Source organism: Sphingomonas sp. Leaf20 (assembly GCF_001421535.1).
GTDB lineage: Bacteria > Pseudomonadota > Alphaproteobacteria > Sphingomonadales > Sphingomonadaceae > Sphingomonas.
This window is the reverse complement of record NZ_LMKN01000001.1, coordinates 436,150-448,456: the sequence shown is the minus strand read 5'-3', so window position 1 is coordinate 448,456 and position 12,307 is coordinate 436,150. Positions and strand designations below refer to the sequence as shown.

The window sequence follows — 12,307 nt, the reverse complement described above, 5'->3', positions numbered from 1 at the left end:
CCGGTCTTAGGAGAAATATCATGGGTGGTTTCAGCCCTATCCACTTGCTCGTTCTTGCGGTCGTCGCGATCCTGCTGCTCGGTGGTGGTCGATTTTCCAGCCTGATGGGCGATGTCGCCAAGGGTGTGAAGAACTTCAAGAAGGGCATGGCCGAGCCCGACGACGACGCGACCGCCAAGCCATCGGCGCGCATCGAGGCGCAGAAGGCCGCCGACCCCGCGTTCGATCGCGACGGCAACCGCGTTCGCGAAGAGCGCTGAGCGTCGGTTGACGCGGCTAGTTTCGATGCGACCAGACAGGCGGGACTGAATGTTCGATATCGCTCCCTCCGAGTTCCTGCTCGTGGCCTTTGTCGCGCTCGTCGTGATCGGTCCAAAGGACCTGCCCAAGGCGATGCGCGTGGTCGGCTATTGGGTCGGCAAGGCGCGTGGCGTCGCCCGGCAGTTCCGGTCCGGCTTCGATTCGATGGTCCGCGAGGCCGAACTCGAGGAAATGGAGAAGCGCTGGGCCGCCGAGAACGAGCGGATCATGCGCGAACATCCGCCGACCGAGCCGGCCAAGGACGATGACGTCGCGGCGATTTCGTCGCACGGCACGCAGGATCCGGTCGATCGACCCGCGGACGATCACAGCGGTGATCCGGTGATGGTCGAGAAGCCCGTGGTCGCGCCCGCACGGTCGATGGACAGCCTCGACCTGTTCGAGGACGCGCATGCGACCGATGCCCCGGCGCCCGACACGTCGTCTGGCAAGCCCCGCGCCGGTGCGAAGGGCGAAACGCCCGCCGCGACGTCCGACATCGCCCCGTCGTGACCATCGTGACCGTCGAAGAATTGCAGCCTCGAATGCCGAGAGCCTAACCGCATGAGTGAAATCGACGAAAGCCGGGCGCCGCTGCTCGACCATCTGATCGAGCTGCGTCGACGGCTGCTCTACTGTATTGCCGCGCTGGTGGTGACGTTTGGCATCGCGATGTATTTCGCCGAGGACATTTTCGGGTTCCTCGTCCACCCGCTGCTCGCGGCGGGGCAGGACACGGTGATCTATACCGAAATCTTCGAGGCGTTCTTCGTCCAGGTGAAGGTCGCGTTCTTCGCCGCGATGATGCTGTCGTTCCCGGTCATCGCGAACCAGCTGTGGCAGTTCGTTGCACCGGGGCTGTACAAGAAGGAGAAGCGTGCGCTGCTGCCGTTCATCCTCGCGACGCCGGTGCTGTTCCTGACGGGCGCCGCGATGGCCTATTACATCGCGATTCCGATGGCGTTGCACTTCCTGCTGGGGTTCGACGGCGTCGTTGGCGGGGTGAAGCGTGAGGCGCTGCCCGCGATCGGCCATTACCTGTCGTTCACGATGCAGTTCCTGTTCGGCTTCGGCCTCGCGTTCCTGCTGCCCGTCCTGCTGATGCTGCTCGAGCGTGCGGGTATCGTGACGCGTCAGCAGCTCGTCGGCGCGCGCCGCTATGCGATCGTGGCGGCGTTTGCGATCGCCGCCGTGCTGACCCCGCCGGACATCGGCTCGCAGCTGTTGCTCGCGATCCCGCTCGTCATCCTGTACGAGTTCGCGCTTATCGGGATCTGGTTCACCGAGCGAAGCCGCGAGAAGGCCAAGGCGCTCGAGACGGATGAGGACAGCACCGATCTCGTTCCCTGACCGCGCATCGCGCGCGGTGTCCCCAGGCAAACAAAAACGGGGCCCGGTGCATGTGCACCGGGCCCCGTTTCGTTTTAAGCGCAAAGGCTTACTTGGCGTCGCTCGCGGTCTTCGCAACGGTGCGGCCCGCCGAACTCACGTCCTTGCCCGCGCCTTCGACCGTGTTGCATGCCGACACGACCAGAGCACTGGCAACAATCGCCAATCCAACCAACTTACGCATGATATTCCTCCTAGACGGGCTTGATGCCACCGACAGGTCAAATGTCCGGGCTGCATTTTCGTTCCGACACCGGAACCAGACAAATGCCGCGACATGACCCTAGACGATAAAGGCCCGGAAGCATCACCGGGGGGGGGAGGGTGATACTTCCGGGCCTATGACTTGGATAGCGAGAGCGGGGGGGCATAATGTCGCTATCCGAAGTGTAGAACGGCGGCGGTGGTCGTCGGTTCCGGCGGTCGTGAGGAATTTTTTAAGGCGCCGAATTTAGCGTCTTCAGTCGCGTCCGATCACCGCGAATGCGATCTCGTAAGCGCCCACCAGCGGGTCGTGGTGAAGCGCGGAACGCAGCTGACGCGACAGCCCCTCCATCACGCGTCCATAACGCTGCGACGCCTCGCGGAGCGCATCGCTCTCGATCAGCGCGCGCGAAATGACGCGGAGCACGGCGCGGTTCGGATCGTCGCCGGGCTTGATCGAGACCCGGATCTGCGCCGCCGGATCGCAGCTCATCGCCAGCTCGATCGTCTCGGTGGCAAGGAACGCCACCGCGACCGCGACGTCCTGGTTGACGAGATAGGGATCGACGTCGAGCGTGATGCCGAGCCCGTGGGACCGGCTGGAGGCGGTGGCGCGGATGTTCGACGACAACTCGCCCAGCATCGTCCTGAGGTTCAGCCCGCGGTTTTCCTCGAGTTCGGCAAAGTGGTTCCGGTGAACCACCGCCAGCGCATCGACGCGGCGCTGGATCGAGGAATAGGCATCGGTCGCGTCGTCGCTGCGTGCGCTGCGGGCGTGGAAATTGATCAGGCTGGAGATGACCTGGAGGTTGTTCTTGACCCGGTGGTGGACCTCGCGCGTCAGCTTGGTCTGCCGGACGAGCCCTGCCGCGAGCCCGGCCTCGTGCGCCGCAACCGTCTGGCTGATCGACTGGAACGTGTCGCCGAGTTCACGGATTTCCTGCGCCGGCAGCGCGCGCACCGTGCCCGTATCGATGACCTCGCCGGGGACATAGGCCGCGACGGCTGCGCGAAGCTGGCGCAAGGGGCGGATCAGCAGGCGGTCAACGACGAACCAGCCGATCCCCGCCGCCGCCGCCCACATCAGCAGCGGGAGCAGCATCGCGATGACCAGCGACGAGGTAATCGGCGCGCTCCGGACGCTGGTGCGCAGCGCCAGTCCCGCGACGCCAAGATCGGTGCGCATCGTTTCCATGCGGTCGAGCGGTGCCTCGTCCGAAATCATCTCGAGCCGCAGCGCATCCTGGCCAAGCACGAGCGCGCTGCTGAAATCGAGCGTGTTGGTTGACGGGCGGCCGATCCGTTCGAGAAACATCCGCGGAAAATAGGCGCGCGCCGAGGTGTCGCCGCCGGGCCCGGTGATCGCGAGCACGAGCCCGCGGTCGGGCAGGATCGCGGCCTCGACCGGGTTCGACACGGCGTTCAGCGCGACCGGATCGGGAAGCGCCTGGCCACAGAGTACGCGGCCCGCGCGGTCGGTGATGACGAAACGGGTCCCCGCGGACGATTGCTGCGCGAAGACTCCCTGTGCGCGGGCACAACTCGGCGCGTCGGCAGGGTCTGAGCCGAGCGCGTTCACCGCGACGCGCAGCGCAGTCATGTCGCCAATGAGTTCGATCGCGATCGCGCGCGCGCTTTCGGCAGCGGCAACGCGCAGGCGTGCGCGCGCCTCGGCATCGACGACACGCGTCGTCTGGAGCGTGGCGAACACCGCGATCAGCGCAAGCGGCAGCAATGCCGCGCTGAGGATCAGGAAAAGCTTTGCCCCCGTCGGCAATCGGCCGAGCGATGCGGACAAGGCCGAGCGCTGTCGTACGACGGGGGCGGCTGTATCGCCCCCGTCAAGGTCAGGGGCGGCCGGGGATTCGAAACGCGGTGGCGATGAGGGCGAGGCCATCCGGCCCGCCGTCAGTCTAGCTTGCCGAGCAGCGCGAGAAACTCGTCCGGAACGGCCTCTTCAACGGTTTTCTGATAGACCGAGCGCAAGGCGCTGCCCATCTGCCGATCCTTGTCGGCGGTGGAACGGGGCGTCTTGCTTGCCGGGGTCTTCTGTTGCGTGTCGTGGCCCAAACTCAAACTTCCCCCTGCACGACGCACGTTACGTTGGCGAGCATGTGATGGCGAATGCGCACCGGACGCGACGCGACCGGCACACACTCGGAATATTGTTCGTGAAACCAAATAGCCTCTCGATGGTTCCCCGTTCGAGCGAAAAATCGACACCGTCGTTACGAAAGGGCACAACCCGGACGATATTGCGACGGACGAAGGCTCGTGGCGCATTACAATGACGGCGTTCCAGTCGGGGCGTCGTACCGATCAGGGAGTTACCAATACCCATGTCGCTTGGACAGCAACTTGCCCCGCATCTTCCTTTTTTGCGGCGCTACGGCCGGGCTCTGACCGGCAGTCAGAGTCATGGCGACAAATATGTGCGCGCGACGTTGGAGGCCATCGTCGCGGCGCCGGAAGAATTTCCCAAGGACGTCGACCCGCGTCTTGGCCTGTACCGGATGTTCCAGGCGATCTGGGCCTCGGCCAATTATGACGAAGTCGCCGACGAAGGCCCGGGCGACATGGACGGCCAGGCGGCTGTCGCGCGTGCCCGCATGTCGCGAATGACCCCGTTGTCGCGTCAGGCCTTGCTGCTCACCGCAATGGAGGGCTTCACGCCCGAAGACGCGGCGTATCTGATTGACGTCGAGCCGAGCGAAGTCGAGGAACTGGTCACCGAGGCGCTTGCGGAGATCGAGAACCAGACGCGTGCGCGCGTGCTGATCATCGAGGACGAGCCGATCATCGCGATGGATATCGAGACGATCGTCCGTGATCTGGGTCACGACGTGACGGGCGTCGCGGTAACGCGCGACGAGGCGGTCGCGCTGGCGATGGAAGAGCGTCCCGGCCTCGTGCTGGCCGACATCCAGCTGGCGGACGACAGCTCGGGCATCGATGCGGTGAAGGACATCCTCGCCGAGTTCGAGGTTCCGGTGATCTTCATCACTGCGTTCCCCGAGCGCCTCCTGACGGGCGAGCGGCCGGAGCCGACGTTCCTGATCACCAAGCCGTTCCAGCGGTCGACCGTGAAGGCTGCGATCAGCCAGGCGCTGTTCTTCGACCAGGCGACAGTTCCCGGCCTCTAAGCTGGCGCTGTCATCGAGCGGCATGGCCCCGAGAGGTCATGCCGCTCGATAAGTTTCGAAGGTTACGGACCCAAAACGGTCCTTGGTCGTTTGACCGAAATGGCTGATCCAAACGAACCGATCCATGTCGATGGCGAAGACGCTCGCGCAGGCGCAACGCCGCACATGACGCGGTATATCCTCGCGATATCCCTCGTTCTTGTTATTGCGATCTTTGCTTTTCTGGTCATTCGATAGCATATGACGACAGGTGCGGGGCGGTGTTTGCCGATCCGTGCTGCCATGGCGGCTGGCTTTCGGGCACAGTCGTCCTAACGAGACGATCGGAATTACATGATACAGTCTGCTCAGCGTGACGACGAGGTCGACGCCGGTGAGGCCGAAGTCGCGCCGCTCGAGCACGTTTCGCTTTCGGATGCCGAGTTCAAGGTCCAGCTGGCCCAGGTGATTCCGCATCTTCGCGCGTTCGGGCGTTCGCTCTCGGGTAGCCGCGATCTTGCCGATGATCTCGTCCAGGAGACGCTGTTGAAGGCTTGGGCAGCGCGTCTGCGTTTCCAGGCCGGCACGAACATGCGCGCTTGGACGTTCATCATCCTGCGCAACCTGTATCTGTCGCAGATGCGTCGCGCGCGCTTCAAGGGCGAATGGGATGATCTGGTCGCGGACCGTATCCTCGCGGCACCCGCCAGCCAGGATCGTCACGTCGAACTGGGCGACATGCAGCGTGCGCTCATGCATCTGCCACAGCCGCAGCGCGAGGCGCTCATTCTGGTCGGCGCCGGTGGCTTCGCATATGAAGAGGCTGCCGAGATCTGCAACGTTGCAGTCGGCACGATCAAGAGCCGCGTCGCGCGCGGCCGCGTCGCGCTCGAAACCATCCTGACCGACGGGTCGCTGCCCTCACGCCGTGATCACGAGACCGATGCGAGCAAGAGCGCGCTCGACTCGATCATGGGCGATGTCGAGCATTTGAGCCGCGGTCGCTAATCTGGCCTTCGGGTAAACCGGGTGTCGGTCGATCCGAGGCCTCTCGACCTCTAGTGCGCGCGGTGCTGCGCGTCGTCGAGCTGGGCGAGAAGCGCGGCGAAGTCCCGGGGCATGGTCGACGGACGTCCGTAGACGCGGCACAAGGAGGCCCCGATCGCATCGGTGCGGCGGGGAGCGCGTATGACGCGGCCGCCATCCTCGACGCCGCGCGAGATTTGAGGTTCGTAAGTCATGCGTCCATAACGATGCGCCACACTCTTCGTTGCATTCTGACTTGACTTTACTTGTCTTTTGCGGGGTGCGCGATGATCCGGGATCCTGAGCCAGCGACGTATCCGGTAGGGCAGCTCGCGGACGCGCTTGATCGGGCACGACGCTGGTCGCCGTTTCTGGCGATGATCCTCACTCGCGAACCGGCGGTCGCCGAGGATCTGGCGAACGGCCGCCTCGACCTGGCGCACCAGATATTTGCCGATGACGTCCCCGTCGGTCGCCAGTTGCGACTGCAGCGGCGTGCGCTGGCGCTCAAGGTTGCGGTTGCCGATCTGGCGGGCGTGCTGGACCTCGGCGCGGTCACGACGGCGCTGACGCGGTTTGCCGATCACGCGCTCGATACCGCCATCTGCACCGCGATCCGGGAACGGACACCGGACGCCGAGGTCCGCGGTTTCGTCGCGATCGCGCTGGGCAAACAGGGCAGCGGCGAACTCAATTATTCGTCCGACATCGATCCGATCCTGCTCTACGATCCCAGCACGTTGCCCGTTCGGGGCACCGAGACACCCGACGTCGCCGCGGTACGGATTGCGCGACGCGTCGTCGAATTGCTTCAGGCGCGCGACGGCGATGGCTATGTGCTCCGCGTCGACCTGCGATTGCGGCCATCGCCCGAGATCACCCCGATCGCGCTGCCCGTGTCGGCCGCGATCAGCTATTACGAGGCACAGGCGCTGCCGTGGGAGCGCGCGGCGTTCATTCGCGCGCGCGCCGCCGCGGGCGATATCGCACTGGGCACCGCGTTCCTCGACACCATCCGCCCGTTCGTCTGGCGCCGGGCGCTCGATTTCGGCGCGATACGCGAGCTTCGCGGCATCTCGCGCCGCATCCGCGACCATTATGCGCAGGGGCAGGCGTTCGGCGCGGGCTATGATCTCAAGCGCGGGCGTGGCGGGATCCGCGAGGCGGAGTTCTTTGCGCAGATCCACCAGCTGATCCACGGCGGGCGAGATCCCGCGTTACGGGCGCCCGCAACGCGGACCGCGCTCACCCGGCTCGCCGATGCCGGATGGATCGGGCGCGACGAGGCGGGGGCGCTGAGCGCGAGCTATACGTTGTTGCGGACGATCGAGCACCGCGTGCAGATGGTCGACGATCGCCAGACGCATCGTCTGCCCGAAGGCGAGGCGCTCGACCGGCTGGCATGGCTTCACGGGGCGGAGAACGGTGCCGCGCTGCTCGCGGAGATCGCGCCGCATGTCGCGTCGACGGGGCGGATCTACGACGCGCTCGACGATGATGCGGCGGCGGGGTTGCCGCACGATCCGCGCGGGCTCGAGGCCAATCTCGTCGACGCGGGCTTTGCCGATCCCGATGCCGCGCGGCGACGGATCGATGCGTGGCGCGGCGGTGCCTATCCGGCGCTGCGAAGTGCCGCCGCACAGGAGGCGCTCGAACAGGTGTTGCCGACGCTGATCCCGGCGCTTGCGACGGCCCCCGAGCCGCAACAGGCGCTGATGCGGCTCGATGCGATGATCGAGCGGTTGCCGAGCGCGATCAACATCTTCCGCCTGCTCCACGCACGGCCCCCTCTGGCGACGCTGCTGGTCACGATCCTCAGCCATGCACCGACGCTGGCGGATGAACTGGGGCGTCGCGCGAACCTGCTCGACGGGCTGATCGACGCGAGTGCGCTGATGCCCGTCGCCGATCTCGAGACGCTCAAGGCGTCGATGCACGGCGGTGATACCGATGGCGACTATCAGGCGCTGCTCGATCACGTCCGGCGGACCGCGGGCGAGATGCGGTTCGCGCTGGGGGTGCAGATCGTCGCGGGGACGTCCGACCCGCTCGACGTCGCGTCAGGCTATGCGCGCGTCGCGGAGGCGGCGATCGACGTGCTGGCGAGCGCCACAGTCGCGGCGTTCGTCGCGACGCATGGTCGTGTCGCGGGGAGCGAGCTCGTCATAGTCGCGCTGGGGCGCATGGGTGGCGCGATGCTGACGCATGCGTCCGATCTCGACCTCGTCTATCTTTTCACCGGCGACTTCAACGCGGAGTCCGATGGCACGAAGCCGCTTGGTGCGTCGCTCTATTACAATCGGCTCGCGCAGCGGATCACCGCCGCATTGTCGGTCCCGACCGCGGCGGGGCCGCTCTATCAGATCGATACGCGGTTGCGCCCCATGGGGGGCAATGGCCCGCTGGTCGTGTCGCTCGACAGCTTCCGCCGCTATCAGCAGGACGAGGCGTGGACGTGGGAGCATATGGCGCTGACCCGCGCGCGCGCGGTGTTCGGCTCGCCGACGGCGCGCGCCGCGGTTACCGGCGTGATCGCGGCTGTCCTGTCGGGGGACCGCGTCGCGCACGACATCGTGGGCGACGCGCGCGAGATGCGCGCGAAGATGGCCGCGCACAAGCCGCCCCAGGGACCGCTGGACGCAAAGCTGTTGCCCGGGGGGCTGGTCGATCTCGAATTCGCGACCCACGTCGTCCAGTTGACCCGCAAATCGGGGTTTGACCCCAATCTGCGGACCGCGATCGCGCGCCTGGTCGACGAGCGGGCCATGCCTGCGTCGATGCTCGAGGCGCACGACGTGCTGACACGGTTGCTGGTGACGCTGCGCCTCGTCGCGCCCGATGCGGTGCTTCCGGGTGACGCGACGCAGGCGGTCATCGCGCGGGCGCTCGGGGTGTCGGACTGGGGCGGCGTGGAAGCGGCGCTCGAGCAGGTCTGTGCCGACGTGATGCGATTCTGGGGCGAAATCACCGTGTGAAGTGCGTTGCGGCCCGGCGAAGGTTTCAACGGTTCGCCGTGCGCGGCTCCCGGTCTGGCCCGACATCACGGCGCCGGACTTGCTTAACGCGGCGGTATCGGCCCTAAAAGCACGGTCTGGAGCGCGGAGGGGCTGCGATCAGAGACATTGCCTTGGCGCCGGGTCCCGAAGGATCCGCGCTCGATATCTGTCGGGGACTAATGGTCAACATCACCGGTACCGCTGCAGCGTTCGCTTCCAAGGCTGTGGGTAGCATCAAGCGTCACGTCACGGTCCTCGCGATTGGCGCCGTCGCCTTCGGCCTTCCCGCTTACGGCACCGCGCAGGCCGCCGACGGTTCGCCCGCCGCGAAGACCACCGCACATGCGACCCGGGCTGCGATGGGTGGGCCGCTTGCCCCCGCCGACAGCCCCGAGACGCTCGCCGATCTCCGCGCCGACTCACAGTTCCGCACGCTCTTCCAGACCTGGAAGAAGGCCGACACGTTGCAGCAGGGCGTGATCGCGATCCCGTCGGTCCAGCCGGTTCACCTGCTGTCGTTCACGAGCAATTTCGGCATCCGCTCGGATCCGTTCCGCGGTACGGCCGCAATGCACGCCGGCGTGGATATCCCCGGTCCGGTCGGCACGCCGATCTATGCGACCGCCGACGGTATCGTTTCGCACGCCGGTCGCCAGGGCGGCTATGGCAATCTGGTCGAGCTGAACCACGGCAAGGGCATCGCGACGCGCTATGGTCATCTGTCGAAGATCCTGGTGGGCGACAATGTCCGCGTGACGCGCGGGCAGCTGATCGCGCTGATGGGGTCGACGGGGCGTTCGACCGGTCCGCATCTGCATTACGAGGTCCGGATCGATGGCCATGCGGTCAACCCGATTCCGTTCCTGACCACGGCAGACTATCTGCTCGCCGCGCAGGACCGGTCGGTCGGCGCGATCCCGGTTTCGACGAGCGGTCCTGCCGCACAGGACTGAGTGCTTCGGCGCATCGAGGCGGCGGATAGGTTTACTTAGGTTGCCGCGGTCCTGCCGACCGCCTATCTCGGGTGCATGGCAACGCTTGCACCCGACATCATCCTGACCCCTTCCGCGGCGGCCCGCGTCGCTGCGATCGCCACCAAGCAGGGTAAGCCTGCGATTCTTCGCCTTTCCGTGGACGGCGGCGGATGCTCCGGGTTCCAGTATAAATTCGGCTTTGCAGACGACATCGACGCGGATGACGTGATCGCCGTGACCGACGGCGTCCGACTGGTCGTCGATGCGGTCAGCATCGATCTGGTCCGTGGCTGCGCGGTCGATTATGTCGAATCGCTCGCCGGTGCGGCTTTCAAGGTCGAGAATCCGAACGCCGCATCGGGATGCGGCTGTGGCTCCAGCTTCTCGGTTTGATGTCGCGTGAAGATCGTCACCTATAACGTCAACGGCATCAAGGCGCGGTTGCCGCGGCTGATCGAGTATCTGACCGAAGACCAGCCCAACATCGTGTGCCTCCAGGAACTCAAGTCGAGCGACGAGACGTTCCCGGTCGCCGAGATCGAGGCGGCGGGCTACGGTGCCGTCTGGCACGGGCAGAAGGCGTGGAACGGCGTTGCGATCCTCGCAAAGGGGGCGACCCCGGTAGTGCGCCAGCGCGGGCTGGACGGCGAGCCCGAAGACGAACACAGCCGGTACATCGAGGCCGAGGCAGGCGGGATCGTCGTCGCCGCGCTGTATCTGCCGAATGGCAACCCGCAGCCGGGGCCGAAATTCGACTATAAGCTGCGCTGGATGGACCGGCTGGCGGCGCGCGCGCGCGTGCTGCTCGCGGAAGAGGTGCCCGCGGTCCTCGCCGGCGATTATAATGTCATCGCGAACGACGACGACACCTATTCGGTACGCGCGATGCAGGACGATGCGTTGATGCAGCCCGAAAGCCGTGAACGCTATCGCGCGCTGGTCGGGCAGGGCTGGACCGATGCGCTCCGGACGCAGTTCCCCAAGGGTGGCGTCTGGACGTTCTGGGACTATCAGGCAGGAGCGTGGCAGCGCGATGCGGGGTTCCGTATCGACCATCTGCTGCTCAGCCCGCAGGCGGCAGACCGGATGATCGATGCCGGCGTTGACAAGGCCTATCGCGGCCGCGACAAGGCCAGCGACCACGCACCGACCTGGGTTCGGTTGCGGTGAGGCTGCTGCCGCTGCTGGCGGCTGCGATCGCTATCACGGGGACTTCGCCGGCCTTCGCGCAGGACCGGCCCTATTGCCCCGAACGTCCGGGGATCGATACGCCAGCCTGTACGATGGCGAAGGGCCGCGTGTCGGTCGAGACGTCGATCGCCGACTGGACGCGCGACGATCAGTCAGGCACGCGTGAGGACAATGTGCTGGTCGGTGATACGCTCGTGCGGGTCGGCGTGTCGGACACGATCGAGGCCAGGCTTGGGTTCACGCCGTTCGGCCATGACCGGACGCGCGATGGGGCGGCGGTCGAGTCCGCCAATCGTGTAGGCGACGTATCGCTCGGGATGAAGGCCAATCTGCGCGATCCGGACGGCAGTGGTCTGGCGATCGCGCTTCTGCCGTTCGTGAGCTTGCCCGTCGGGCGTCGGCCGATCGGCGATGGCGATTGGGGCGGCGGCATGCTGCTGCCGGTTACCTATGAGATCAGCGACAGCGTCTCGGTCGATCTGACCCCCGAGGTGGATGCCGCGGTCGACGATGATGGCCACGGCCGCCACGTCGCGTTCAGCACTGCCGCGGGACTCGCGTTCAAGCTCGGCAAGTCGCTGACCGCGATGGGCGAAGTCCAGGCGTTGCGCGACGATGACCCCGGCGGCGCGACGACGCAGGCCGTGGCGGCGGCATCGCTTGCTTGGCTGGCGACGGACGATCTGCAGTTCGACCTGTTCGGCGCGGTCGGCCTGACGCATGATACGCCCGATGCCCGGCTCTATGCGGGTATTGCGCGGAGATTCTAGATGCTGGCGATGCTGCTGATCCTGCAAGGCGTCGCCGGCCCACCGGCCCCCCGTATCGCGCGCAAGACCCAGCCAGCCACGGTCCCGTGTCCCGAGATCGTCCCGGGCGATGAGATCATCGTCTGCGGTCGCCCCGACGACCAGCGGCTTGGCCGTCTGCCCGAACCGCAGCGGCGGGCACCCGACGCGCCGTTGACCTTCCGGCTGCCGGGAGGCGGGCAGGGGAACGTGCATGCGGTCCAGAGCACGCTGCCCGGAGCGACGGGGTCTGGCGCGGTCGTATCGCTCAGGTTCCCGTTCGGCCGATCGAAGCCCGCTACGCCGGAATAGCCTGC

At 66.2% G+C, this 12,307-nt stretch carries 14 protein-coding genes; 11 read left to right on the top strand and 3 right to left on the bottom strand.

Going from position 1 to position 12,307, the window contains the following annotated elements; all coding sequences use genetic code 11:
- Nucleotides 1–20 precede the first annotated feature (20 nt).
- Genes ASE72_RS02220 through tatC form a run of 3 tightly spaced genes read left to right on the top strand, consistent with a single transcriptional unit; the run spans nt 21 to nt 1,650 of the window.
- On the top strand, nt 21–260 hold the full coding sequence (locus ASE72_RS02220; protein ID WP_056016091.1) for a twin-arginine translocase TatA/TatE family subunit: 240 nt from the start codon (nt 21–23) through the stop codon (nt 258–260).
- 49 nt (nt 261–309) lie between these two features.
- Nucleotides 310–813 (top strand): Sec-independent protein translocase protein TatB, encoded by a 504-nt coding sequence (gene tatB, locus ASE72_RS19520; protein ID WP_082445731.1) that lies wholly within the window; start codon nt 310–312, stop codon nt 811–813.
- 51 nt (nt 814–864) lie between these two features.
- Nucleotides 865–1,650 carry a twin-arginine translocase subunit TatC gene (tatC, locus tag ASE72_RS02210; protein ID WP_056016089.1) on the top strand — a complete coding sequence of 262 codons (786 nt, stop codon included), beginning with the start codon at nt 865–867 and terminating at the stop codon, nt 1,648–1,650.
- A gap of 88 nt (nt 1,651–1,738) precedes the next feature.
- Here the strand turns inward: tatC and ASE72_RS02205 are convergent, their stop codons facing one another.
- From ASE72_RS02205 to ASE72_RS20750, 3 genes are all read right to left on the bottom strand, one after another.
- Nucleotides 1,739–1,873, bottom strand: a complete 135-nt coding sequence (locus ASE72_RS02205) for an entericidin A/B family lipoprotein (RefSeq protein ID WP_056016086.1) — start codon at nt 1,871–1,873, stop codon at nt 1,739–1,741.
- A gap of 276 nt (nt 1,874–2,149) precedes the next feature.
- Nucleotides 2,150–3,790: a sensor histidine kinase gene (locus ASE72_RS02200; protein ID WP_082445730.1), complete on the bottom strand. Its 1,641-nt coding sequence runs from the start codon at nt 3,788–3,790 to the stop codon at nt 2,150–2,152.
- An 11-nt stretch (nt 3,791–3,801) separates the two neighbouring features.
- Nucleotides 3,802–3,963, bottom strand: a complete 162-nt coding sequence (locus ASE72_RS20750; RefSeq protein ID WP_156350073.1) for a NepR family anti-sigma factor — start codon at nt 3,961–3,963, stop codon at nt 3,802–3,804.
- A 269-nt stretch (nt 3,964–4,232) separates the two neighbouring features.
- On the opposite strand from ASE72_RS20750, the gene ASE72_RS02195 reads away from it, so the two are divergent.
- From ASE72_RS02195 to ASE72_RS02150, 8 genes are all read left to right on the top strand, one after another.
- The gene (locus ASE72_RS02195) at nt 4,233–5,036 is read left to right on the top strand and encodes a response regulator (RefSeq protein WP_056016080.1); all 804 of its coding nucleotides are present in this window, start codon (nt 4,233–4,235) and stop codon (nt 5,034–5,036) included.
- A 333-nt stretch (nt 5,037–5,369) separates the two neighbouring features.
- A complete protein-coding gene (locus ASE72_RS02185; protein WP_056016074.1) occupies nt 5,370–6,023 on the top strand; it encodes a sigma-70 family RNA polymerase sigma factor in 654 nt (217 codons plus the stop codon).
- A gap of 305 nt (nt 6,024–6,328) precedes the next feature.
- Nucleotides 6,329–9,016 (top strand): bifunctional [glutamine synthetase] adenylyltransferase/[glutamine synthetase]-adenylyl-L-tyrosine phosphorylase, encoded by a 2,688-nt coding sequence (locus ASE72_RS02175; RefSeq protein WP_056016067.1) that lies wholly within the window; start codon nt 6,329–6,331, stop codon nt 9,014–9,016.
- Between the two features lie 152 nt (nt 9,017–9,168).
- Entirely contained in the window at nt 9,169–9,990 is an 822-nt protein-coding gene (locus ASE72_RS02170) for a M23 family metallopeptidase (RefSeq protein WP_443024702.1), read from the top strand.
- A gap of 75 nt (nt 9,991–10,065) precedes the next feature.
- Nucleotides 10,066–10,404, top strand: a complete 339-nt coding sequence (gene erpA / locus ASE72_RS02165) for an iron-sulfur cluster insertion protein ErpA (protein ID WP_056016064.1) — start codon at nt 10,066–10,068, stop codon at nt 10,402–10,404.
- Nucleotides 10,405–10,410: 6 nt separating this feature from the next.
- Entirely contained in the window at nt 10,411–11,181 is a 771-nt protein-coding gene (xth, locus tag ASE72_RS02160) for an exodeoxyribonuclease III (protein ID WP_056016061.1), read from the top strand.
- Nucleotides 11,178–11,972: a transporter gene (locus tag ASE72_RS02155; RefSeq protein ID WP_056016058.1), complete on the top strand. Its 795-nt coding sequence runs from the start codon at nt 11,178–11,180 to the stop codon at nt 11,970–11,972. Before xth ends, ASE72_RS02155 begins: the two co-directional genes overlap by 4 nt.
- Complete coding sequence (locus ASE72_RS02150; protein WP_056016055.1) at nt 11,973–12,302, top strand: hypothetical protein; 330 nt, start codon at nt 11,973–11,975, stop codon at nt 12,300–12,302.
- Nucleotides 12,303–12,307: the final 5 nt, after the last annotated feature.